Raw genomic sequence first — 22,853 nt, forward strand, 5'->3', positions numbered from 1 at the left:
GGGCGGGTCAGGCTCAGACCCGACGGCGGCGGCGCTGGCACAGCGCCACGGCGATCACCCAGGCCCACAGGCTCAAACCCCAGAGATGGCCAGTAGAGCCGCCACCGCCACCTCCTGCGCTGCTGGCGGCAAGCACGGGCATGGCCGCCACCGTTCGCACGGTGTCTTCACCCGTGCGGCCGAAGTTGTCGACCACGGTGAGCGAGAACACATAGCTGTCCTCCGCCACGAGCGTGGCCTTGGCCACCGCGCTGCTGGCCGACGAGAGCGTGACCGGCGGCCCGCTCACCTGCACCCACTGGTAGGACACGATGCTGCGGCCGGGAATGGGCACGCTCTGGCTGCCGTCGAGCGTGATCACCGTGCCCGGCTCGACTTCACCCACCGGCTTGATCACGACCGCCGGGCCGGTGGCCAGCTGCACCGAGGTGTTGGCGTCCAGCAGGCCGGCGCCGCAGGTGGTGGTGGTGCAGCCGCAGACAGCGCCCGCGCCCGGGGTGCCGCACGCGGCCAATCCCGTCACCACGTGAGGTCGGGCCCCCGCCTTCATGCGCTCGATGAGCTGGCGCGGGCTCAGGAAGGGGTTGACCGCCAGCATCAGGCTGGCGGTGCCCGCGGCCTGTGGCGCGGCAAAGCTGGTGCCCTGCTTGTAGCCATACATGTCGACCCCTGGCGTGGTCGTGCCGCTGTTGTCGGTCGAGTACAGCAAGGTTGATGGGCCGGCATCTGTCGAGCCCCCGGGCGCGGCCAGCGCCACGCGCGTGCCGAAACTGGAGTACTCGGCCTTCGCCCCATCCTTGCGCACCGAGGCCACGGTCATGACCCGACGGCAGTCGGCCGGACGGGTGAGCGTGGTGTTCGAGTTGCCGGCCGCCACGACGATGAGGGCGCCCGCGTTGGTGACCGCGTCGATGGTGGTCTGGTAGCCCGGCGTGCAGGCCGAATCGCCACCAAAGCTGAGGTTGATCACGCGCGCCGGGTTCGGGTTGATCGGCAGGCCCGAGACTGGCAGGCCGGCCGCCCAGCGCAGGCCGTCGAGCAGGTCCGACAGGTGCGCGCCGCATTTGCCCGAGACGCGCACCGGCAGCACCTTCGCACCCCAGTTCAGGCCCGCGACGCCCTGGGCGTTGTCGGTGGCGGCGGCGATCTGCCCCGCGATGAAGGTGCCGTGCCAGGTGCTGTTGGACAGGTCGCAACCCGCGAACAGGGGATTCGCCAGGTCGGCTGGGTGCACCCAGTCACCGGGGTCGCTCGGGTCGGGGTCGCGCCCGTCGCCGTCGTTGGACACGGCCAGCTCACTCACCAGGTCGTAGCCGGGCAACAGCTTGCCGGCCAGATCCGGGTGTCCCGCCCGGATGCCGCTGTCGACCACCGCCACGACCGCCGTGGACCCGGAGGTGCTGCCGGTCGTGTCCCCCCAGGCGGGGGGCAGGTTCAGGCCCGTCAGATTCACCAGATCGGGCGTCTGCAGGTGCCATTGCTGGGGAAACAGCGTGTCGCTGGGGGTGACGGGCGCGCCCAGGCGGGGCACCAGCACATCGGGCTCGACCCAGGCCACATCGGGATGCAGGCGCGCGCGGCGCAGGGCATTGTCCAGCGCCTGACCGCGCAGGGGTCGGTCGAAGCGCAGCAGGCGGGCGTTGCCCGCCTCGCCGGCCTTGCCCGAGGGCAGGCCCAGTTCGCGCGCCCAGAGGGCCACGCGTTCGCGGCCCTGGCGGGCGTTGCGGTCCCATTGCGAACGGGCCCGCTCACGCCCGGAGGCCCAGGGCCCCTGGTCCGTCGCGGTGTTCGATTCGAGTTCGTCGCCCTTGAAGCCAATGATCAGGCCGGCCGCCTCACGCCGGCTGGACGGGTCCTGCGCCATGGCGGGAGTGGCAATCAGGCCCGCCAGGGTGGCCGTGCACAGGAGCAGTGCTGGAAACAGTCGCCGCATGGAATGGGGAGGGCCGGAAGGGCAAGCGAGGCAAGGTGGGGAATGTGTCGAAACATTTTGACATGCCGGTCTTTCGCATGGCCTTTATCCCCTGGCGATTCGGCATTTCCGCACAGCTTTACAACACCCGCGCTCAACGGCCGGCCAAAGGGGTGGCGGCGGGACGCAGCGCCTCGAACCAGTCGAGCGCCTCGTTCCACAAGGGCAAGGCCTTGGGCCGGAAGTAGCCCATGTGGCCGATCGGCCCCAGGCCCGCGCGGCGCGGGTCGATGGTGACGGCCCGCACCGAGGTGTTGCGGTAGCCGGCCATGAAGGCATCGCGCGAGGCCGGCGGCGCCCAGGCGTCGTCCAGCGCGTTGGCGGCCACGATGGGGAAACGCACCTGGCCGAAGCGTTCGGTGGTGGCCTGCATCTGCGGGTCGTCGAAGAAGTAGCGCGGAAAGCGGCACCAGCCACGCCACTGGCGGTACACGTCCAGCGGCAGGTCTTCGCCCATGCCCAGGCGGCTCCAGGGCAGGTAGCCCGCGAACCTGGTCCACACCGGCCCCAGCACGCGCCACATGAACAGCACCCTCATGCGCTCCAGCGGTGGCATCCAGCCGTGCCAGCCGGCGCCGGTGGCGAAGGTGTAGGCGCCGTCCACCCAGTCGTGGTGTGGCAGCAGGCCCAGGGCATGACCGCCGTACGAATGGCCCACCAGGTACAGCGGCATGCCGTCCTGGCGCATGGCTTCGACGGCGGCCGCCAGATCGAGCCGGCCCCAGTCAAGGTAGTCCATCCGAAAGCCCTTGAGCGTGGGCGGGGCCGACTCGCCGATGCCCCGGTAGTCCAGTGTGAGCACGTCGAAACCGCGGCGCGCGGCGTGTTCGGCAAAGCGCTTGTAGAAGCCCTGTGGCACGGCGGTCGCGCCCCCGATCACGAGGTGGGCGCGGGCCGGCGTGGGGCTGCGGTAGCGGCGGGCCGCGAGCGGGTAGCCGTCGGCGGCGGTCAGCCGGAGGGTTTCGATGCGAATGTCCTGGGGGGTGCTCATGGGGGTCTCCTCAAGCGGCGCCCGTTCCACGCGGGCGGCGCGCGGCGAGCAGGCCCAGCAGGGTCTGGACGGCCTGCTGGATGGGTTCGGTGCTGTGGGCCACGCGCGCCTGCAACAGCCCGCCTTCGTAGGTGGCGACGATCAGCGCCGCCACGCCCCGGGCCGATTCGCGCGGCTCGCCGGCCTGTTCCAGCGCCAGCGCGATGCGCTCGCGCAAGGTGGCGAACGCGCGCGCCAGGGCCTCGCGCAGGGCGTGGTCGTCGGGCGAGCTCTCCAGCGCGACGGTCGCCAGTGGGCAGCCGGCATGGAAACCGGTGCTGCTCAGGCGCTGGGTCGCGCCCTGCATCCATTGCCGCGCGGCTTCGATCGGATCGCTCTCCTTGGCCAGGAGGCCATCGAGCCAGCCCAGCATGCGCGCGACCACGTCGTCGATCGCGGCCACGGCGAGTTCGGTCTTGCCACCGGGGAAGTGGTGGTACAGCACGCCCTTGGGCGCGCCGGCCTGGGCCAGCAGTTCGGTCAGGCCGATGCCGTGCAGGCCGCGCCGGCGCAGGGCGTCGGTCATGGCGGCGATCAGGCGTTCGCGGGTGCCGGGAGCAGGAATATCGGTCATGGAACGCAATCTATAGACCGGTCGGTCTAGTGTCAATTGGCTCACTGTCCCTTAGGTGCCAGGCAACAAAAAAGCGCCCGAAGGCGCTTTTTCAGTCGAGTGAGCTTGCGCTTACTTGGCGACGACGCGAACCATTTCGAGGCACTTGTTGGAGTAGCCCCATTCGTTGTCGTACCAGCTCACGACCTTGATGAAGGTCTTGTCCAGCGCGATGCCCGCGTCGGCGTCGAAGATCGAGGTGCGCGTGTCGCCCCGGAAATCGGTGGCCACCACCTTGTCCGTCGTGTAGCCCAGCACGCCCTTCAAGGCCCCTTCGCTCTGCGCCTTCATCTCGGCACAGATCTCTTCGTAGGTCGCTTCCTTGTTCAGCTCCACCGTCAGGTCCACCACCGAGACGTCGCTGGTCGGCACCCGGAAGCTCATGCCCGTGAGCTTCTTGTTGAGCTCGGGGATCACCACGCCCACGGCCTTGGCCGCGCCCGTGCTGCTGGGGATGATGTTTTCCAGGATGCCGCGGCCACCGCGCCAGTCCTTGTTGCTCGGGCCGTCCACCGTCTTCTGCGTGGCCGTGGCCGCGTGCACCGTGGTCATCAGGCCGCGCTTGATGCCCCACTTGTCGTTGAGCACCTTGGCGATCGGCGCCAGGCAGTTGGTGGTGCACGAGGCGTTGGAGATGATGGCCTCGCCCTTGTAGGTCTTGTCGTTCACGCCGAAGACGAACATCGGGGTGTCGTCCTTGGAGGGGGCCGAGAGGATGACCTTCTTCGCACCCGCGTCCAGGTGCTTCTGGGCCGTGACCTTGTCCAGGAACAGGCCGGTGGATTCGATGACGACGTCGGCACCGACTTCGTTCCACTTCAGGTTGGCGGGGTCGCGTTCCTGCGTGAGGCGGATCTTCTTGCCGTTGACGATCAGGGTGTTGCCCTCGACCTTGACTTCCCCCTTGAAGCGGCCGTGCACGCTGTCGTACTGCAGCATGTAGGCCAGGTAGTCGGGTTCGAGCAGGTCGTTGATCGCCACCACTTCGATGTCGTTGAAGTTCTGGATGGCGCTGCGCAGCACGTTGCGGCCGATGCGGCCGAAGCCGTTGATGCCGATCTTGATCGTCATGTCTCGTCTCTCCTGGAAGGTTTCAAAAGGGGTTAACAAAAATTCACTTCGCGAGCACGGCGCGCACCGTGTCCGCCACGTTCTGCTCGGTGAAGCCGAAGTGCTTGAACAGCACCGGCGCCGGGGCCGATTCGCCGTAGGTGTCGATGCCCACGACAGCCGCCACACCGTACTTCCACCAGCCGTCGGTGGTGCCCATCTCGACCGCGATGCGCGGCACGCCGGCCGGCAGCACCGAGGCCTTGTAGGCGGCGGTCTGGCGGTCGAAGGTGGTGGTGCTGGGCATGGAGACCACGCGCACGGCGATCTTGTGCTCGCGCGCCAGCAGTTCCTGCGCCTTCAGGGCGAGCTGCACTTCGGAGCCGGTGGCGATGATCACGGCCTGCGCCTTTTTCTTCAGGCCCACTTCGGCCGGCTCGGCCAGCACGTAGGCGCCCTGGCTGATGTGGCCCAGGTCGTTCTTGGGCGCGTAAGGCAGGTTCTGGCGGCTGAGCAGCAGCGCGGTCGGGCGGTGGGCGTTCTCCAGCGCCACGGCCCAGGCCACGGCGGTCTCGGCCGTGTCGGCGGGGCGCCACACGTCCAGGTTGGGGATCAGGCGCAGGCTGGCCGCGTGCTCGATGGACTGGTGCGTCGGGCCGTCTTCGCCCAGGCCGATGGAGTCGTGCGTGAACACGTGGATCACGCGCTGCTTCATCAGCGCAGCCATGCGGATGGCGTTGCGGCTGTAGTCGCTGAAGGTGAGGAAGGTGCCGCCGTAGGGGATGAAGCCGCCGTGCAGCGCCACGCCGTTCATGATCGCGGCCATGCCGAATTCGCGCACGCCGTAGTTGATGTGGCGCCCGCCCTGGCCCTGCTCGTTCTTCACCACGTCACCGGCCATGTTGAAGCGCAGGCTGGGGGTGGACTTGGTGTTGGTGAGGTTGGAGCCGGTGAGGTCGGCGCTGCCGCCCAGCAGCTCGGGCAGCGCGGCGGTGAAGGTCTCCAGCGCCAGCTGGCTGGCCTTGCGGCTGGCGACCGTCTCGGCCTTGGTGTGCGCGCCCACGGCGGCGTCCACCGCGACCTGCGCGAAGTTCTTCGGCAGCTCGCCCTTCATGCGGCGGGTGAACTCCTTGGCCAGTTCGGGGAAAGCGGCTTTGTAGGCGGCGAATTGGCCGTTCCAGTCGGCCTCCACCGCCTGCCCGGCGGCCTTGGCGTCCCAGGCGGCGTACACGTCCTGCGGCACCTCGAAGGGCTTGTGCATCCAGCCCAGGGCCTCGCGGGTCAACTGGATCTCTTCGCCGCCCAGCGGCTCGCCGTGCGCCTTGGCGGTGTTGGCGCGGTTCGGGCTGCCCTTGCCGATGTGCGTCTTGCAGATGATCAGCGTGGGGCCAAAGGTGCCCATGCTGGCCTTGTTCTTGGCGTCGGCGATCGCGCGGTCCACGGCGTCGGTATCGTGGCCGTCGATCGGGCCGATCACGTTCCAGCCGCTGGCGGTGAAGCGCAGCGCGGTGTTGTCGATGAACCAGGGCGTGACCTGGCCATCGATCGAGATGCCGTTGTCGTCGTACAGCGCGATCAGCTTGTTGAGCTTCCAGGCACCGGCCAGGGCCACGGCCTCGTGGCTGATGCCTTCCATCAGGCAGCCGTCGCCCAGGAACACATAGGTGTGGTGGTCGACGATGGTGTGGCCGTCGCGGTTGAATTCGGCCGCCAGCAGCTTCTCGGCCAGCGCCATGCCCACGGCGTTGGTGATGCCCTGGCCCAGCGGGCCGGTGGTGGTTTCCACGCCGGGGGTGATGCCCACCTCGGGGTGACCGGCGGTCTTGCTGTGCAGCTGGCGGAAGTTCTTGAGTTCGCCGATCGGCAGCTTGTAGCCCGTGAGGTGCAGCAGCGCGTAAATCAGCATCGAGCCGTGGCCGTTCGAGAGCACGAAACGGTCGCGGTTGGCCCACTGCGGGTTGGCCGGGTTGTGGCGCAGGTGGCGCCCCCAGAGGGCGACCGCCATGTCCGCCATGCCCATGGGCGCGCCAGGGTGGCCCGAGTTCGCCTGTTGCACCGCGTCCATGGCCAGGGCGCGGATGGCGTTGGCCTGGGTCTGGGCGGTCACGGCCGAAGCGGCGGGGGCGGTGCGGGTGGGGGTGCTGGCGGCGTCGGACATGGGGTGCTGGGGGGGAGGGTATGAGGAAGGAACCATTGCGCGGCGGCGCAAAACAGAGGATTTTATCGGGCCGCCCGAACCGGCGCCCCCGACGGCCGGCCGAGTTGCGCGCAGGCGCTCATAATTCCGGATGCGTCGGGCCCTGTGAACCCGGTACGCCCACCGTCCACCACCCATGACCCGACTTGCCACCGCCCCCATCCCGGCCATGCTGCTTGCCGCCGGGCGCGGCATGCGCATGCGCCCCCTGACGGACGAAACACCCAAGCCCCTGCTGACGGTGCAGGGCCGGCCCTTGATGCAGTGGCCGATGGAGGCCTTGCTGGCCGGCGGCTTCCGGCGCCTGGTGGTCAACACCGCCTGGCTGGGCGAACAGATCGACGCCTTCTGCGCCGACTGGCAGGCGCAGCACCCGGGCACCGAGGTGACCGTCTCGCGCGAAGGCCAGGACTTCGGCTACGCGCTCGAAACCGCCGGGGGCATCGCGCGCGCGCTGCCGCTGCTGGGTGATGTGTTCTGGGTGCTCGCGGGCGACGTGTACGCGCCGGAGTTCGCCTTCACGCCGACCAGCGTGGCCCGCTTCAAGGCCAGCGGCCAGCTCGCCCACCTCTGGCTGGTGCCCAACCCGCCGCACCACCCACGCGGCGATTTCGGCCTGAGCGCCGAGGGCCTCGCGCTCAACGAGGCCGACACGCGCCACACCTACAGCACCATCGGCCTGTACCGCCGCGAACTGTTCGAGGCGCCCTGGTGCGAAATCGTGCCGGGCAACCCGCAGGGCACGGCCGAGCCGCTGGCGCCGCTGCTGCGCCGCGCCATGAGCGCCGGCCTGGTGAGCGCCGAGCTCTATACCGGCCCCTGGGTCGACGTGGGCACGCCCGAGCGCCTGAAAGAACTGGGCTGACCGCCTGCGCGGGCGCGGCAAAACGCCGACAATGGCCCGCATGGACTCCACCACCCACACCACCCTGTACGCGGAGCGCCGCGCCCGCGTGGCCGCCCAGCTCGGTGCCGGCGGCATCGCCATCGTGCCCACCGCGCTGGAACGACCGCGCAACCGCGACACCGATTTCATCTACCGGCACGACAGCTACTTCTACTACCTCACCGGTTTCACCGAGCCCAACGCCTGGCTGGTGATCACCGCCGAGGGCCAGACCACGCTGTTCTGCCAGCCCAAGGACCTGGAGCGCGAGATCTGGGACGGCATCCGCCTGGGCCCTGAAGCCGCACCGGAACACCTGGGCGTGAGCGAGGCATTTTCCGTCGCCGAACTCGACCAGCGCCTTCCCAAGCTGTTGGAGAACCGCCAGACCGTGTGGTACCCCTTCGCCACGCACGCGGGGCTGGAGAGCCGCATCAACGGCTGGCTGCAACCGGTGCGCGCGCGCGTGCGCTACGGTGCGCTGTGCCCCGAATCGCAGCGCGACCTCTGCGGCATCCTCGACGAGATGCGCCTGGTGAAAGACGCCTTCGAACAGGCCACCATGCGCCGCGCCGCGCAGATCAGCGCCAAGGCCCACATCCGCGCCATGCAGCGCAGCGCGGCCATGCTGCGCGCCGGGCAGGACGTGCGCGAGTACCACCTCGACGCCGAGCTGCTGCACAGTTTCCGCGAGCATGGCTCGCAGTACCCGGCCTACGGCAGCATCGTCGCCGCCGGCGCCAACGCCTGCGTGCTGCACTACCGCGCCGACGCCGCGCCGATCCGCAGCGGCGAGCTGGTGCTGATCGACGCCGGTTGCGAACTCGACGGCTACGCCAGCGACATCACCCGCACCTTCCCCGCCAACGGCCGCTTCACCGGCCCGCAGCGCACGCTGTACGACCTGGTGCTCGCCAGCCAGGACGCCGCCGTGGCCGCCACCAAGGCCGGCGCGCGCTTCGTCGACCCGCACGAAGCCACCGTGGCGGTGCTGGCCCAGGGCCTGCTCGACGTCGGCCTGCTCGACCGCAACAAGGTCGGCAACGCGCAGGACGTGATCGCCAACCGCGCCTACTTCCCGTTCTACATGCACCGCACCGGCCACTGGCTGGGCATGGACGTGCACGACTGCGGCAGCTACGTGGAGCCGGCCGAGCTGGGCAGCGTGAGCGAGCGCAAGGACCCGCTCAGCGGCGAGACCATCAAGGACCGGCCCAGCCGCGTGCTGCGGCCCGGCATGGTGCTGACCATCGAACCCGGCCTGTACGTGCGCCCGGGCGAAGGCGTGCCCGAGCATTTCTGGAACATCGGCATCCGCATCGAGGACGACGCCATCGTCACCGCGACCGGCTGCGAACTCATCTCGCGCGATGTGCCGGTGAAGGCCGACGAGATCGAAGCCCTGATGCGCGCTTGACGCAGGTCAAGAACACCGCCGATGGGCCCATCGGCGGACGGGTCTTGGATAGATAGCAGGAATCATTCTCATTTACACTGTGAGACCCGCCGGCACTGCCGGCCCGATTCCTTCACTCCGAGCCCTTCCGCCATGAAACCCACCCTGCTCGTTCTGGCCCTGTCGGCCACCCTGTCCCTGCTGCACGCACCGGCCCACGCCCAGGCCGCCGCACCCGCGGCGGCGAGCGCGCCTGCGGCGGCGACCTACGCCACCGTGGCCACGCACTACGCCGCGCTGGTGCACGCCAACTACAGCGACACCCTGGCCGCCGCGCAGGAGATGCAGGCCGCCATCAAGGCCTTCGTGGCCGCGCCTTCGGCCGACGGCCTGGCCGCCGCGCGCAAGGCCTGGCTGGGTGCCCGCGAGTTCTACGGCCAGACCGAGGCCTTCCGCTTCTACGGCGGCCCGATCGACGACGACAAGGGCCCGGAAGGCCAGATCAACGCCTGGCCGCTGGACGAAGCCTATGTGGACTACGTGCAGGGCAAGCCCAAGGCCGGCCTGATCGCCAACACCAAGTTCAAGATCAGCAAGGCCAACCTGGCCAAGTTCAACGAACGCGGCGGTGAAGAGAACATCAGCTCCGGCTGGCACGCGATCGAGTTCCTGCTGTGGGGCCAGGACCTGAGCGAGACCGGCCCGGGCAACCGCTCGTTCGAAGACTACGTGGACGGCAAGACACCCAACGCCGACCGCCGCCGCCAGTTCCTCACCGTGGCCACCGAGCTGCTGGTGGACGACCTGAACTTCCTGGTCAAGGCCTGGGCACCGGGCCAGAAGAACTACCGCGCGCGTTTCGAGAAGGGCGGCAAGGAATCGGTGCGCAAGATCATCGTGGGCCTGGGCTCGCTCTCGCGCGGTGAACTCTCGGGCGAGCGCATGGAAGTGGCGCTGAACTCGCAGGACCAGGAAGACGAACACTCCTGCTTCTCCGACAACACGCACCGCGACATCGTGACCAACGCCACCGGCATCCAGAACGTGTGGCTGGGCCAGTACAAGAAGCGCGACGGCAGCGTGCTGCAAGGCCCGGGCGTGCGCGACCTGGTGGCCGCCAGGAAGGCCGACCTGGCCGAGAAGACCACCTCGCAGATCGCCGCATCGGTGGCGGGCGCCGAAGCCATTCCCGCCCCGTTCGACCGCGCCATCGCCAAGGGCTCGGCCGGCCGCCCGGCGATCGAGAAGACCGTCGCCAGTCTGGTGGAACAGTCCAAGCTGCTGGTGGAGTCGGCCAGCGCGGTGGGCATCGCCAAGCTGACCCTCGTCGAACCTTGAACTCCCCCCTGCGCCGCTGCGCGGCTTCCCCCCTCTCTGGCGCGCCTTCGGCGCTGGGAGGGGGGACGGGGTCTCGGGCCGGCGGAGCCGGACCCTTGTCCCCTCTGGATTGACATCCCCTCTGTTTGCCCGGGCTTTTCATCATGTCGCTCTTTCCCAAAGCCACGCGCCTTGCGCTCGCCATGGGGGCTTTGTTTCTTGGTGCCACCGCGCTGGTCCTTCATGCGGACGAGGCGCCCGATCCGCTGGGTGAGAAGACCGGTGGCGCGACCACGGTCTACGCCACGGGCAAGAACGCGTTTTCGTTTCCGCTGGCCAACCTGGACGATCCGGGGCGCACGCGCTTCGTGATCGGCAATTCCTTTTTCAAGCGCAACTGGGTGGAGGCACCGGCCTCGACCACCGCGCGCGACGGCCTGGGCCCGCATTTCATCGCGCGCTCCTGCGCGGGTTGCCACGTGCTCGACGGCCGCGGCGAACCACCCGCGTGGAAGAACACGCTGGGGCCCGAGCCCGAGGGCACGGTGGCGCTGCTGATGCGCCTGTCGGTGGCCGGCACGCCCGACCCCAAGGCCGGCGTGCGGCCCGACCCGGTGTACGGCGACCAGTTCAACAACGCCGCCATCCAGGGCGTGAAGCCCGAGGGCCGGGTCGAGATCCGCCAGCAGGCCCTCCAGGGCCGCTTCGCCGACGGCACGCGCTACACGCTGCAGAAACCGATCTACAAGCTGACCGACCTCGCCTACGGACCGTTCGCGCCAGGCCTCATGGTCAGCCCGCGCATCGCGCCGCAGCTCGCCGGCATCGGCCTGATCGAAGCCATCCCCGATGCCGAGATCCTGCGCAATGCGCGCGAACAGGCCGCCGCGCCCGGCCCCATCAAGGGCCAGCCCAACCGCGTGTGGGACGTGTTCGCCCAGGAAGAGCGCCTGGGCCGCCTCGGCTGGAAGGCCAACGTCGCCACACTCGCGCACCAGACCGCCGGCGCCTTCCATGGCGACATCGGCATCACCTCCAACGCCTTCCCGCACGAGACCTGCACCCCCACGCAGAAGGACTGCCTGGCCGCGCCGCACGGCGGCGGCAAGACCACCGGCCGCGACGGCATCGTGCCGGCGGCCCACGCGACCGCGCTCAAGCCCGAGATCGACGACGAGACCCTGGGCCACGTGATCTTCTACCAGGCCACGCTGGCCCCGGCGGCGCGGCGCAACGTGAACGACCCGCAGGTGCTGCGCGGCCAGGCGCTGTTCGCGCAGGCGCAATGCGCGGCCTGCCACCGCCCGAGCTACGTCACGGCCGAAGGCCCGTTCCCGCCGCTCACCAGCCCCGCCCTCAAGGGCCAGCGCATCTGGCCCTACACCGACCTGCTGCTGCACGACATGGGCCCGGACCTGGCCGACGGCCGTCCCGACTTCCTCGCCAGCGGCAGCCAGTGGAAAACCCCGCCGCTCTGGGGCATCGGGCTCATCAAGGACGTCAACGGCCACACCCGCCTGATGCACGACGGCCGCGCCAACGGCGTGCTCGAAGCCATCCTCTGGCACGGCGGCGAGGCCCAGGCGGCCAAGGAGCAGGTGCTCAAGATGAAACGGGCCGACCGCAGCGCGCTCGTGAAATTCGTGGAGTCGCTATGACACCCAGAAGCTTTGCCCTCACCCAGTGCGCCGCCGCGCTGGCCCTTGGCCTCACGCTGGCCGGCCTCGCATCAGCCCAGACCGCCCCAATCGTGGCCGCGCCCTACTACTCGGCCGAGCAGGCCCTGCAAGGCCTGTACACGCACCACTTGCCGCCGCTGGTGCGCGACTTCCAGGCCCAGGCCGACCGCCTGGTCGAGACCACGGCCCGGCATTGCAAGGGCCAGGCCACGCTGCCCGCGCTGCTCGCGCAGTGGCAGGACACGCTGGTGAGCTGGGAGACCCTGTCCACGCCGGCCGTGGGGCCGCTGGTCGCGCGGCGCTCGCAGCGCCAGATCGACTTCTGGCCCACGCGCCCGGACCTGCTGCGCCGCTCGATGGAGAAAACTCCCGACACGCTGGCCGACATGGAGCGCGTGGGCACGCCCGCCAAAGGTTTCCCTGCCTTCGAACTGCTGCTGAACCAGTGGGCCGGCAGCCGCCAGCCCGCGCCGGCCCCGGCGTGCCGCTACGCCGAGCTGGTGGCGCAGGGCATCGCCGCCGAGGCGCGCGCCCTGAACGACGAACTCGGCCAATGGGCCACGAAGGAATGGGACGACGAGCCCGAAGTCACCACCGCCTCGCTCGCCGAATGGGTCAACCAGTGGCTCGCCGGCCTGGAGCGGCTGCGCTGGGCCCACATCGAAAAGCCCATCACCACCCACCAGACCACGGGCAACGCAGCCAGGGGCGCGCCGGTGCCCTACGCGCGGCTCGACCGCGAGAGCAACCTGCGCGACTGGCGCGCGCAATGGCAAAGCCTGCGCCAGCAGGGCCGCCTGCCCCCCGGTGCGCAACCACCCGCCGCCGGCCAGGCCCTGGTGCCGATGGAAGCCCTGCTCATGGGCCGCGGCCAGCTCGCGCTGGCGCAGAAATGGGGCCAGGCGCTGGACACCGTCACGGCCGGCATGGACAAGCTCACGCCGCGCTCCAGCGAGCGCGAGCTGCTCGCGCTCACGAAGTCGATGAAGGCCGTGACCGTGCTGTTCCAGAACGAGGTCGCGGCCGCCCTGGATGTGCCTCTCGGTTTTTCGGACGCCGATGGAGACTGATAACGCTATCTCACGCCGCCGCTGGCTGGTCGCCGCTGCGGCCCTGGGCCTCGCTCCCGCCTGGGCCGCGCGCACCACTGGCGCGCGCCTGGTCTCGGCCTGGCAGACCCCGAGCGAACACCACATCGGCGTGATCGAGGTGGACGGCGCGCGCTGGTCGGTGCAGCGCTCGCTCGCCGTGCCCACGCGCGCGCACGGCCTGCTGCTCGAAAGCGGCGGCAGCGTGCTGGCCACCGCGCGCCGGCCGGGCGACTGGCTGCTGCGCTGGCACCCCGCGAGCGGGCAGACGCAATGGCACTGGATCGAGGACGACCGCCGCTTCAACGGCCACGCCGTCGCCAGCCCCGATGGCCGCACGCTCTGGACCACCGAGACCGACCTCGACAACGCGCAGGGGCGCCTGGCCACGCGCGATGCGAAGACACTGGAGAAGACCGCCGAATGGGCCACGCAGGGCATGGACCCGCACGAGCTCATCGTGCTGCCGCAGCGCGTGGGCGAAATCCCGGCCGGCAGCCTGCTGGTGGCCAACGGCGGCATCCCCACGCTGCCCGAGACCGGCCGCAGCAAGCGCCAGCTCGACCGCATGGACGCCTCGCTGGTGGCGCTGGACCCGCGCGACGGCGCGGTGCTGGGCCAGTGGCGCCTGGACGACCCGTACCTGAGCATCCGCCACCTGGCCTGGGACCCGGTGTCGCGCACGGTCGGTATCGCGCTGCAGGCCGAGCACCCCGATGCCGACGCCAAGCGGCGCGCGCCGGTGTTCGCCGGGTGGAACGGCCAGCGCCTGCAGGCCTCGCTGGCCCAACCTGCGGTGCAGGGTTACGGCGGCGACATCTGCGCCCTGCCCGAGGGCGGTTTCGTGGTGAGCTGCCCGCGCGCGGACGCACTGGCCCTGTTCGGCGCCGACGCGCGCTGGTCGCAGAACCTCGCGCATCGCGAGGCCTACGCGCTTGCGGCCGACCGGGGCCACTGGTGGGCCAGCGGCGCCGAGGGCGTGTGGTGCGCGCCCGAAGGCACCGAGGCCCGCACCCATGCGCGCGGCGGCGAGCGCCTGCAGATCGACAACCACTGGGCCGTCTGGCCCCAGGCCTGAGGCGGGTACCCGCCACCGCGCCACCCCCGCCGTGTGGTGCGGTGGCAGAATCAGGCGCCCGGCACGTTGGCGGCCGGAAGGGTGATCGCTAGCTGCCCATGAACACCGTCGCACCGCACCTGGCGAATGTGCTGTCCCGCTCGCCCAACTTCCACCTGGACCAGGTCACGCCCCTGGGCGGCCGGTGCCGGGGCCGCCTCATCCACTGCACCTTCGAGGCCCACACGGTAGACATCCCGCCGCTGGACGAGGTGGTGCTGCTGGCCGCCAACCAGTACCGGCTCAAGCGCGCGCTGTTCGATTTCGGCTGGGGTTTTCGCGACCACTTCAGCAGCCATCCGCACCCGCTGCACCTTTTCCCTGCGGGCAACGCCTACCGCTGGCTCAAGGACGGTTTCGCGGACGTGACCCTGCTCGCGCTGTCGGCCACCGACCTGGCCGCGCTCCTCGACGAGCTGGGCCACCGCAATCCGAACGACGGCCTGTGGGAACTGTCGCAGCGCGGCTTCGCCAACCCGATGATCTACCAGGCGCTCACGCAGTTCATGCAGCAGGCCTCGCAGGACTGCCCGCAGATTCTGGTGGACAGCTACTGCACCGTGATCGCCAACGAGCTGGCGCGGCAATGGAACACGCGCGCGCCCGCCGGGCCGGCGGTGCGCAAGCTGCCCTCGGCCCAGCTCGCGCGGCTGATCGACCACATCAAGGAACAGCTCGCGCAGGACCTGAGCCTGGACGACCTGGCGGCCCAGACCGGCCTCACCAAGTACCACTTCATGCGCTGCTTCAAGGCCTCCACGGGCCGCTCGCCGCTGCAGTACGTGACCGAGTTGCGCGTGGCGCAGGCGCGCCGCCTGCTGGAGACCACGGCGCTGACGATGGAGGTGGTGGCGCGCCAGAGCGGCTTTTCAAACGCCGAGCACCTGGCTCGCGTGTTCGGCAAGGCCACCGGGCTTTCACCGCGCGCCTACCGCACGGCCCTGGGCGAGGTGCGATCGCCCCGCCGGCACTGAGGCCGGCGCGCCTCAGCGGCCAGCGTGCAGCCGCTCGTGGCCGGCGGCCGCGCGCAGCACCAGCGCGTCGTCGAAGTGGCGGCCGATCAGCATCAGGCCCACCGGCTTGCCGTCGGCCTCGCCGCACGGCACGCTGATGGCGGGGTGGCCGGTGAGGTCGAACGCGCTGGTGTTGGCCAGCATGGTCCAGCTGTGCTGGATCACCTCGGCCACGCTGGCATCGGCCGGCGGAATCGGCAGCGTGGGGAACGGCGTGGTCGGCATCAGCAGCAGGTCGCGGCCGTCCAGCGCGTCGTCGTAGGCCTGGCGCAGGCGGCGGCGCAGGTTCTGCGCCTTCGCGTAGTAGCGGCCCTGGTACTGCTGGTGCACGTAGGCGCCGAGCAGCATGCCGATCTTGAGCGTGTGCGGCATCTCGTTGGCGCGCTCGCGCAGCCCGCCCAGCGCGGTCATCAGCCCGAGCGGGTAGGCGCCCGTGGTCAGGTGACCCGCGCCCTGGCCGCCGTACAGCGTGTGGTACGTGCCTTCGTTGGCGATCGCGCTCCAGATCGCGAAGCCGTGGCGGTGCCAGGGAATCGACACTTCGTCCACGATCGCGCCGGCCGCGCGCAGCGCATCGGCAGCGGCGCGCACCGCCGCGTCGGTGCCCGGGTGCGACTCGGGCAAGCCGAACGACTCCGTCACCACGCCGATGCGCAGGCCTTTCACGCCACGGTCCAGGCCCTCGGTGTACCGGTCCACGCGCAGGTTGCGCTGGCGGCCGTCGATGCCGTCCTCGCCGGCGATCACCTCCAGCAACAAGGCCACGCCGGCCACGTCGCGCGCCATCGGGCCCACGTGGTCGATGGTGTAGTCCAGCCCCATCACGCCGGTGTAGGGCACCAGGCCGTAGGTGGGCTTGAGGCCCACGATGCCCGAGAACGAGGCCGGGATGCGGATCGAGCCGGCCTGGTCGGCGCCGATGGCCAGGTCCACTTCGCCGGCCGCGAGCAGCGCCGCGCTGCCGGTGGTGGAGCCGCCGGGCGTGTGGCCCGGGTTGCGCGGGCTCTCCACCGGGCCGGTGGCGCTGGTGGCGCTGCCGCCGGAGAACGAGAAATACTCACAGACCGACTTGCCCACGATGTGGCCGCCGGCATCGAGGATGCGCGTGACCAGCGTGGCATCGCCATCGGGCACGAAGCCTTCGAGCAGCGAGGCGCCGTTCATCATCGGCACGCCGGCGATCTGCACGTTGTCCTTGATCGCCAGGCGAAGGCCGGCCAGCTTGCCTTGGGCCGCACCCCGGATGTCGGTGCGCATCCACCAGGCGCCCCAGGGGTTGTCCTGCGGCTCGGGGCGCGTGCCGCCGGCGCGCGGGTAGTGCACAGGCAAGGGCTCGTGCGGCAGGCGGTCCAGGGCCCGGAACTCGGGCACGAGCGGTGCCAGCATGTCCAGCACGGTCTGCGCGTAGTCCGCGTCCACGTCGATGCCCAGCTCCGCGCCCAGGCGGTGCAGGCGGTCCTTGTTCGGCAGGTTGAATGCCATGGTGCTCCTCTGAAAAAAAGCGGGTTGATGGTCAGCCGGCGAACTCGGCCGACTCGACCAGCGCTGCCATCGCGGCGGTGTCGCTGGCGCGCGCCTCGCGCACGGTGCGGCCCTTCTCCAGCACGACGATGCGGTCGGACAGGGCGCGCAGGAAGTCCAGGTTCTGCTCCACCAGCACGATGGACAGCTGGTGGCGTTGCCGCAGCGAGCGCAGCAGCAGCACCATGTCTTCGATGATGGACGGCTGGATGCCTTCGGTGGGCTCGTCCAGCAGCACCAGCTTCGGGCGCGTGCACAGGCAGCGCGCCAGCGCCAGGATCTGCTGCTCGCCGCCGCTGAGCAGGCCGCCGGGCCGCTCCAGCAGGCGCGGCAGCGCGGGGAAATCGGCCAGCACCTCGTCCACCACCTGCGCGGCCTGCCGCCCGCCGTGCACCGAGGCGGCGAACAGCAGGTTCTCGCGCACCGACAGCAGCGGGAAGATGCGCCGGCCCTGCGGCACGTAGCCGATGCCGCGCGCCACGCGTTGGTGGGTCGGCAGGCGCGCGATCGACTCGCCCTGCCAGCGCAGCTCACCGGCGCTCACCGCGATCTCGCCCACGATCGCACGCATGAGCGTGGTCTTGCCCATGCCGTTGTGGCCGAGCACGCCGAGCACCTCGCCGTCGTTCACGCGCAGCGCAATGCCGTCGAGGATGTTGATGCGGCCGTAGCCGCCACGAAGGCCTTGCAGTTCAAGCACGGACATGCTCCTCACGCCCCAGATACACATCTCGCACGACCGGATCGGCCAGCACCTCGGCCACCGAGCCGTCGCGCAGCACCGCACCTCGGTGCAGCACGGTCACGCGGTCGGCGATGCGGCGCACGAACCGCATGTCGTGCTCCACCACCACCACCGCGCGCCCGGCGCGGATGGAGAGGATCAGCTCGGCGGTGCGCGCGGTCTCCTCCTCGCTCATGCCGGCCACCGGCTCGTCCAGCAGCACCAGCTGCGCATCGGTCGCCAGCACCATGCCCAGTTCCACCCATTGCCGCTGGCCGTGCGAGAGCGTGGCAAGCTGGCGATCGCGCACCGCGCCCAGGCGCAGCTGCTCCAGCACCTCGTCGACCACAACATCCACCGGCCGCCGCTCGCGGTGCCGCCCCGCCGCCACGCGCAGGCTGGCGCCCACCGTGAGGCCGTCGAACACGCTGGGCACCTGGGTCTTCACGCCCACACCCAGCCGCGCGATCTGGTGCCGTTCCAGGCGACCCACGTCCTGGCCCAGGATGCGAACCTTGCCAGCGCTCGCTTTCTGCTGGCCGGTGAGCGTCTTGAACAGGGTGCTCTTGCCGGCGCCGTTGGGGCCGATCAGGCAGCGCAGTTCGCCGCGCGCCACCTGCAGGTTCACCCGGTCCACCGCCACCACGCCGCCAAAGCGCACCGTGAGGCCTTCGGTATCCACGGCCCACACCGGAGGGACTTGCCCCGCGTTCATGCCGCGCTCCCGGGGTCGCGCCGCAGGCGCTGGCGCAGCCAGGGCAACAGCCCCGCAGGCAGCAACAGCACGCACAGCACGAAGATCACGCCCAGCACCAGGTTGGTGTCGGCCAGCCGGGTCTGCCCCAGCCAGGTGGTGAGCCACTGGATCAGCACGCAGCCCACCACCGGACCGGCCAGCAGGCCCACGCCACCGACCTGGGCCCAGATGATGATCTGTGCCGCGAAACCGATGCCGAACACGTCGGGCCCGACGAAACCGCCCCAGGCCGCGTGCAGGGCACCCGCCAAACCGGCAATGCCCGCGCCGATGACGAACACCGCCAGCTTGTAGGCGCGCGCGTCGTAGCCCAGCAGCTCGGCGCGCAGCTCGTGTTCGCGCACGGCGGCCACCGCCTGGCCGAAGCGTGTGCGCACCAGCCAGCGCAGGCCCGCGTACACCAGCGCCAGCACGCCGGCCGACAGCAGATAGAGCTGCACGAAATCCAGCTCCTCCCCCCCAGGCAACGCGGGTGGCGGCACGCCAGGAATGCCGTTGTAGCCACCGAGGGCGACACCGCCGAGGCGGAAGTCCGCGCCCGACACCGTGTTGACCAGGTGAAACAGGATCAGGGACGCGGTGAGCGTGATCACGCCCAGGTACACGTCGCTGATGCGGCCGTAGAACAGGAAGTAGCCCATCAGCGCCGCGCCCACGCAGGGCACGATCACCGACGCCGCCATCGCCATGGCACTGCCGTGTCCACCGAGCGCGAGCACCGCATAGGCATACGCGCCGAGGCCGAAGAACACCGACTGGCCGAAGCTGAAGATGCCTGCCACGCCCCACACCAGCGCCATGCTCAACGCCAGGATGGAGAGAATCACGTAGACGTTCAGGCTCACCAGCGTGGCCAGTTCGACCACCCCGGCCACGCCGAACAACACCACCAGACCACCGACCCACAGCAGCGGCTGGAACTTGCGCAGACCGACGTTCACAGCGACCTCCGGAAGAAACGACCGGTGATGCCCGAGGGCATGAGCCGCAGCAGCACGATGGCGGCCACCAGCAGCGCCACGTGGCCGGCCACCGGCGTGGCCCAGCGCGTCACGGCCTCGCTGAGCGTGCCGAACAGCGTGCTCGCCACCACCGTGCCGGTGATGGCGTTGGCGCCGCCGGTGATCACGGTGATGAAGGCGCGCGTGACGTAGGCGGTGCCGATGGTGGGCACGGCGCCCGTGAGCGGTGCCATCACCGCGCCCGCCAGGCCGCTCACCGCCGCACCGGCCGCGAAAGTCCAGGCGTACACGCGCGAGGTGTTCATGCCCAGGGCTTCGGCCATCGGCGCGCTCTGCATGGTGCCGCGCGCCAGCAGGCCGATGCGCGTGCGCCGCAGCACCCACCAGGTGGCCGCGACCAGCACGATCGCCACCCCGATGATGAGCACGCTGTACCAGGAGTCGCGGTGGCCACCGAGCGTGAAGCTGCCCAGCGGCGGGACCACGCCGCGCTGCTGGAAGCCGAACGCCCAGGTGGCCAGGCCGATGAGCGCCAGGCTCACGCCCCAGGTGGCGAGGATGGTGTCGAGCATGCGGCCGTAGAGGTGGCGGATGATGAGCCGCTCCAGCGCGTAGCCCACCAGCCCCACCACCAGCGGCGCGATGACGAACATCGCCAGCCAGATGTTGATGCCGGCCTGGACGCAGAGCACCAGGGTGTAGCCGCCGATCATGAGGAACTCGCCGTGCGCGAAGTTCACCACGCGCATCATCCCGAAGACGATGGCCAGGCCTAGGCTGGTGAGCACCAGCAGGGCGATGGCGTACAGCAGATGGAAAGACAGGACGAGGAGCTCCATGCGGCGGTCAGATCTTGGGCTCGAACTGCTGGTTGGTCGCCGGGTTCTTCACGAGGTCGCACTGCCCCACCATGTCGATCGCGGTCACGGCGCTGGCCTTCTCCAGCACGCGGTAGCCGCCATCGCGCACCTCGGCGAGGTACATGTCGTAGCTGCAATGGTGGGTGGCCGCGTCCAGCGACACCTTGCCGTGGGGTGCTTCGATCGACAGGCCCGATTCCAGCGCCTTCAACACGGCGTTGCGCTCCAGGCTGCCGGCCTTGGCGACGGCAGCGGCCCACAGACGCAGCGCCACGTACTCGTTCATCGTGGTGTTGCTCACGTAGTCCTTGTGGCCGGCGTCGCGGTAGGCTTTGATGAAGGCCTTGTTCGAGGGCAGGTCCAGCTCCTCGAAGTAATTGGTGCAGATGATCACGCCGTTGGTGATCTCCTTGGGCATCAGCAGGTGCTCGCCCACGTCGCCGAAAGTCTGCGAGGCCAGGGCCACCTTGCCCTTCATGCCCGAGGCGGCCCACTGCCCATAGAAGCTGCCATGCGCCGGGCCGACGAAGCTGTTGATGATCGCGTGGGGCGCGGCAGCCTGGATCTTGGCGATGGTGGCGTTGAAGTTGGCCGCGTCCATCGGGAACAGCTCGACCCCCACCACCTCGCCACCGTGCTCGGCCGCGAGCCGGCGGATCCACTTGGCCGAGAGCTGGCCGAAGTTGTAGTCGGCGCCCAGCACGTAGAGCTTCTTGCCGTGGTGCTTGATCAAGTGCGGCACGATGGTGCGCAGCGCGTGGCTGGGCGTGACGCCGGTGAGCACCGTGTTGCGGTCGCACACGCCGCCTTCGTAGGGCATGTTGTAGAAGTACGGCACGTTGGCGCGCCGCAGCACGGGCCGCACCACCTCGCGCGCCGCACTGGTCACGCCCCCGAAGGCCACGACGGCCTTGTCACGCAGTGCGAGCTGTTGGCCGAACTGGGCGTAGAGCTGGTTGTTGGACTGGGTGTCGTACTCGACGATGCGCAGCTTGCGCCCGAGCAGGCCACCCGCCGCGTTGATCTGGCCCACGCCGAACTTGAGCACGTTGCTCTTGCCACGGCCAAAGGGCTGCAGCGGGCCCGACATGTCCTGGATGCTGCCGATGACGATGTCGTTGCCCTGGGCGCGCGCCAACGAAGTCAGGCTGGCGAGCGGCGCGGCCAGCAGGCCGGAGGCCAGCGCGCCCGTGAAAGAACGGCGGTTCGGATTCAAAGCGTTGCTCCTTGTCGAAAGCCCGGCGGGCCCGTATGGGGAGCGACGATATTTCAGCCGTGCGACGCGGCCAATGCCTCGGAGGGGGTGCGGTCGTACTTCAGCGCAACTTCGGCAGGGTCAGCGCAATCCCTGCAGGGTCTGGCGCTATTCGGCGGCCTCGCTGGCGCTGCTGGCGTAGAGATCGCAAGCCTGACCCGTGCGGCGGCACTGGCCGTCGCCCTCCAGCCAGGGGTGGGCATGGCCCACGCAGCCGGTCTGGCAGATCACGTTGCTGGCTTCGGCCATCGCGCGGGCCCCCGCCTGCCCGGCCGGCGGGGGCCCGCGGCGCGCCAGCGGCCTCATGACGCCGGCCACGCCCAGGCCCCAGAGCAGGCTGGTGCGCGAAACGATGAGCTGCGCGCGAAGGTGCAACACCTCGTCTTCCAGCGCCAACACCTGTTGTGCGTACGCGCGCAGCTGCTCGCTCATGCGGCGCTGCAGGCCGGCCACCTGGCGGGTGAGCGCACCGTGTTCGATCGCGATCTCGCGCGCGGCCACGCTGTCATGGCGCGCGAGCAGGGGCGATGGCGGGTTCTGTGTCATGGGCGGTCCTTCCCTGGCGACGGCGGCGCACCGGCCGCGATGAGCAACTGGGCCACGCCGTCGGCCGCGCGCACGGTGCTGGCCTGCACCTGCCACACGCGCTGCACCAGCGCGGGCCGCAGCACGCGCGCGGGTGGCCCGCTGGCCTGCAGCACACCGTCGTCGAGCACCCAGACGCGATCGGCGTAGCGCAGGGCGAGGTTGGGGTCGTGCAGCACGGCGAGCACGCCCACGCCTTGCTCCCGCGCCCAGCGCTGCACGGTGCCCAGGGTTTCGTGCTGGTGGCGCAGGTCGAGCGCGGCCGTCGGTTCGTCGAGCAGCAGCCAGCGCGGAGCGCCGTCGGCCAGCGGCTCCCAGATCTGGGCCATCACGCGCGCCAGCTGCGCGCGCGCGCGTTCGCCACCGCTCAGGCTGCCGATGCTGCGCTCGGCCATGCCGGCCACACCGGTGGCCTGCATGGCGGCGCGCACGATGGCGGCTTCGTCGGGCGAGGGCTGCTGGTGGTGCGGGTAGCGGCCGAGTTCCACCACGTCCTGCACGCGGAAGTCGAAGGCCACTGCGGTCTCCTGCGGCAGCACCGCGCGGTGGCGCGCGAGCTGGTGCACGGTCGCGGGTGAGACGGCCTGGCCGTTGAGCGTCACGCGGCCACTGTCGGGCGCGCGCAGGCCCGAGAGCACCGAGAGCAGGGTGGACTTGCCCGCGCCGTTGGGGCCGAGGATGGCGCCGACCTCGCCGGGCGCGAGCCGCAGCTGCACGCCTTGGAGCAAGGTGCTGGCGCCGGCGCGCACGCCCACGTCCAGCGCGCGCAGACCCTGTCCCTCGTCGACGGGGGTGACGTCGTCGGTCGCGGCGTCATCGTCGTCGTCCAGC

General features: G+C 70.2%; 20 protein-coding genes. 7 read left to right on the forward strand and 13 right to left on the reverse strand.

The window, feature by feature from the left end:
* Positions 1-13: 13 nt before the first annotated feature.
* From ACODTB_RS14010 to tkt, 5 genes are all read right to left on the reverse strand, one after another.
* Positions 14-1,933 carry a S8 family peptidase gene (locus tag ACODTB_RS14010; RefSeq protein ID WP_488929414.1) on the reverse strand — a complete coding sequence of 640 codons (1,920 nt, stop codon included), beginning with the start codon at positions 1,931-1,933 and terminating at the stop codon, positions 14-16.
* 133 nt (positions 1,934-2,066) lie between these two features.
* The gene (locus ACODTB_RS14015; RefSeq protein ID WP_291111509.1) at positions 2,067-2,963 is read right to left on the reverse strand and encodes an alpha/beta hydrolase family protein; all 897 of its coding nucleotides are present in this window, start codon (positions 2,961-2,963) and stop codon (positions 2,067-2,069) included.
* A 10-nt stretch (positions 2,964-2,973) separates the two neighbouring features.
* Positions 2,974-3,576: a TetR/AcrR family transcriptional regulator gene (locus ACODTB_RS14020; RefSeq protein WP_291111507.1), complete on the reverse strand. Its 603-nt coding sequence runs from the start codon at positions 3,574-3,576 to the stop codon at positions 2,974-2,976.
* A 111-nt stretch (positions 3,577-3,687) separates the two neighbouring features.
* Positions 3,688-4,686 carry a type I glyceraldehyde-3-phosphate dehydrogenase gene (gene gap / locus ACODTB_RS14025; protein ID WP_291111505.1) on the reverse strand — a complete coding sequence of 333 codons (999 nt, stop codon included), beginning with the start codon at positions 4,684-4,686 and terminating at the stop codon, positions 3,688-3,690.
* 43 nt (positions 4,687-4,729) lie between these two features.
* Positions 4,730-6,823 (reverse strand): transketolase, encoded by a 2,094-nt coding sequence (gene tkt / locus ACODTB_RS14030; protein ID WP_488929415.1) that lies wholly within the window; start codon positions 6,821-6,823, stop codon positions 4,730-4,732.
* A gap of 208 nt (positions 6,824-7,031) precedes the next feature.
* Here tkt and ACODTB_RS14035 point away from each other — a divergent pair, with 208 nt between their 5' ends.
* From ACODTB_RS14035 to ACODTB_RS14065, 7 genes are all read left to right on the forward strand, one after another.
* Positions 7,032-7,727, forward strand: a complete 696-nt coding sequence (locus ACODTB_RS14035; protein ID WP_291111527.1) for a nucleotidyltransferase family protein — start codon at positions 7,032-7,034, stop codon at positions 7,725-7,727.
* Between the two features lie 40 nt (positions 7,728-7,767).
* A complete protein-coding gene (locus ACODTB_RS14040) occupies positions 7,768-9,165 on the forward strand; it encodes an aminopeptidase P N-terminal domain-containing protein (RefSeq protein ID WP_291111501.1) in 1,398 nt (465 codons plus the stop codon).
* A 132-nt stretch (positions 9,166-9,297) separates the two neighbouring features.
* Positions 9,298-10,482 carry an imelysin family protein gene (locus tag ACODTB_RS14045; RefSeq protein WP_291111499.1) on the forward strand — a complete coding sequence of 395 codons (1,185 nt, stop codon included), beginning with the start codon at positions 9,298-9,300 and terminating at the stop codon, positions 10,480-10,482.
* Between the two features lie 143 nt (positions 10,483-10,625).
* On the forward strand, positions 10,626-12,119 hold the full coding sequence (locus tag ACODTB_RS14050) for a di-heme oxidoreductase family protein (protein WP_488929416.1): 1,494 nt from the start codon (positions 10,626-10,628) through the stop codon (positions 12,117-12,119).
* Positions 12,116-13,210, forward strand: coding sequence for an imelysin family protein (locus ACODTB_RS14055; protein WP_291111497.1), 1,095 nt, complete (start codon positions 12,116-12,118; stop codon positions 13,208-13,210). The genes ACODTB_RS14050 and ACODTB_RS14055 overlap by 4 nt, the downstream gene beginning before the upstream one ends.
* Positions 13,200-14,306 carry a DUF1513 domain-containing protein gene (locus tag ACODTB_RS14060; protein WP_291111493.1) on the forward strand — a complete coding sequence of 369 codons (1,107 nt, stop codon included), beginning with the start codon at positions 13,200-13,202 and terminating at the stop codon, positions 14,304-14,306. The genes ACODTB_RS14055 and ACODTB_RS14060 overlap by 11 nt, the downstream gene beginning before the upstream one ends.
* A 98-nt stretch (positions 14,307-14,404) precedes the next feature.
* On the forward strand, positions 14,405-15,319 hold the full coding sequence (locus ACODTB_RS14065; RefSeq protein WP_488929417.1) for an AraC family transcriptional regulator: 915 nt from the start codon (positions 14,405-14,407) through the stop codon (positions 15,317-15,319).
* A gap of 12 nt (positions 15,320-15,331) precedes the next feature.
* On the opposite strand, the gene ACODTB_RS14070 is transcribed toward ACODTB_RS14065, so the two are convergent.
* The 8 genes from ACODTB_RS14070 to ACODTB_RS14105 all read right to left on the reverse strand — a co-directional run bounded on the left by ACODTB_RS14070 (position 15,332) and on the right by ACODTB_RS14105 (position 22,792).
* The gene (locus ACODTB_RS14070; RefSeq protein WP_291111488.1) at positions 15,332-16,840 is read right to left on the reverse strand and encodes an amidase; all 1,509 of its coding nucleotides are present in this window, start codon (positions 16,838-16,840) and stop codon (positions 15,332-15,334) included.
* Positions 16,841-16,871: 31 nt separating this feature from the next.
* Complete coding sequence (locus ACODTB_RS14075) at positions 16,872-17,579, reverse strand: ABC transporter ATP-binding protein (protein ID WP_291111486.1); 708 nt, start codon at positions 17,577-17,579, stop codon at positions 16,872-16,874.
* Positions 17,572-18,318, reverse strand: coding sequence for an ATP-binding cassette domain-containing protein (locus tag ACODTB_RS14080; RefSeq protein ID WP_291111484.1), 747 nt, complete (start codon positions 18,316-18,318; stop codon positions 17,572-17,574). The genes ACODTB_RS14075 and ACODTB_RS14080 overlap by 8 nt, the downstream gene beginning before the upstream one ends.
* A complete protein-coding gene (locus ACODTB_RS14085) occupies positions 18,315-19,301 on the reverse strand; it encodes an ABC transporter permease subunit (protein ID WP_291111483.1) in 987 nt (328 codons plus the stop codon). The genes ACODTB_RS14080 and ACODTB_RS14085 overlap by 4 nt, the downstream gene beginning before the upstream one ends.
* Positions 19,298-20,161 carry a branched-chain amino acid ABC transporter permease gene (locus ACODTB_RS14090; RefSeq protein ID WP_291111481.1) on the reverse strand — a complete coding sequence of 288 codons (864 nt, stop codon included), beginning with the start codon at positions 20,159-20,161 and terminating at the stop codon, positions 19,298-19,300. The genes ACODTB_RS14085 and ACODTB_RS14090 overlap by 4 nt, the downstream gene beginning before the upstream one ends.
* 7 nt (positions 20,162-20,168) lie before the next feature.
* Complete coding sequence (locus tag ACODTB_RS14095) at positions 20,169-21,398, reverse strand: ABC transporter substrate-binding protein (protein WP_291111479.1); 1,230 nt, start codon at positions 21,396-21,398, stop codon at positions 20,169-20,171.
* Positions 21,399-21,545: 147 nt separating this feature from the next.
* Positions 21,546-21,983, reverse strand: a complete 438-nt coding sequence (locus ACODTB_RS14100) for a hypothetical protein (RefSeq protein ID WP_291111477.1) — start codon at positions 21,981-21,983, stop codon at positions 21,546-21,548.
* A complete protein-coding gene (locus tag ACODTB_RS14105; protein WP_488929425.1) occupies positions 21,980-22,792 on the reverse strand; it encodes a heme ABC transporter ATP-binding protein in 813 nt (270 codons plus the stop codon). The genes ACODTB_RS14100 and ACODTB_RS14105 overlap by 4 nt, the downstream gene beginning before the upstream one ends.
* Positions 22,793-22,853 lie beyond the last annotated feature (61 nt).

The sequence above is a fragment of the Hydrogenophaga sp. FG152 genome, assembly GCF_057809615.1.

What these genes read in the sequence shown, in the direction of transcription:
- ACODTB_RS14010 (WP_488929414.1), bottom strand. Translation starts at nt 1,933, where the DNA reads ATGCGGCGACTGTTTCCAGCACTGCTCCTGTGCACGGCCACCCTGGCG.
- ACODTB_RS14015 (WP_291111509.1), bottom strand. Translation starts at nt 2,963, where the DNA reads ATGAGCACCCCCCAGGACATTCGCATCGAAACCCTCCGGCTGACCGCC.
- ACODTB_RS14020 (WP_291111507.1), bottom strand. Translation starts at nt 3,576, where the DNA reads ATGACCGATATTCCTGCTCCCGGCACCCGCGAACGCCTGATCGCCGCC.
- gap (WP_291111505.1), bottom strand. Translation starts at nt 4,686, where the DNA reads ATGACGATCAAGATCGGCATCAACGGCTTCGGCCGCATCGGCCGCAAC.
- tkt (WP_488929415.1), bottom strand. Translation starts at nt 6,823, where the DNA reads ATGTCCGACGCCGCCAGCACCCCCACCCGCACCGCCCCCGCCGCTTCG.
- ACODTB_RS14035 (WP_291111527.1), top strand. Translation starts at nt 7,032, where the DNA reads ATGCTGCTTGCCGCCGGGCGCGGCATGCGCATGCGCCCCCTGACGGAC.
- ACODTB_RS14040 (WP_291111501.1), top strand. Translation starts at nt 7,768, where the DNA reads ATGGACTCCACCACCCACACCACCCTGTACGCGGAGCGCCGCGCCCGC.
- ACODTB_RS14045 (WP_291111499.1), top strand. Translation starts at nt 9,298, where the DNA reads ATGAAACCCACCCTGCTCGTTCTGGCCCTGTCGGCCACCCTGTCCCTG.
- ACODTB_RS14050 (WP_488929416.1), top strand. Translation starts at nt 10,626, where the DNA reads ATGTCGCTCTTTCCCAAAGCCACGCGCCTTGCGCTCGCCATGGGGGCT.
- ACODTB_RS14055 (WP_291111497.1), top strand. Translation starts at nt 12,116, where the DNA reads ATGACACCCAGAAGCTTTGCCCTCACCCAGTGCGCCGCCGCGCTGGCC.
- ACODTB_RS14060 (WP_291111493.1), top strand. Translation starts at nt 13,200, where the DNA reads ATGGAGACTGATAACGCTATCTCACGCCGCCGCTGGCTGGTCGCCGCT.
- ACODTB_RS14065 (WP_488929417.1), top strand. Translation starts at nt 14,405, where the DNA reads ATGAACACCGTCGCACCGCACCTGGCGAATGTGCTGTCCCGCTCGCCC.
- ACODTB_RS14070 (WP_291111488.1), bottom strand. Translation starts at nt 16,840, where the DNA reads ATGGCATTCAACCTGCCGAACAAGGACCGCCTGCACCGCCTGGGCGCG.
- ACODTB_RS14080 (WP_291111484.1), bottom strand. Translation starts at nt 18,318, where the DNA reads ATGAACGCGGGGCAAGTCCCTCCGGTGTGGGCCGTGGATACCGAAGGC.
- ACODTB_RS14090 (WP_291111481.1), bottom strand. Translation starts at nt 20,161, where the DNA reads ATGGAGCTCCTCGTCCTGTCTTTCCATCTGCTGTACGCCATCGCCCTG.
- ACODTB_RS14100 (WP_291111477.1), bottom strand. Translation starts at nt 21,983, where the DNA reads ATGACACAGAACCCGCCATCGCCCCTGCTCGCGCGCCATGACAGCGTG.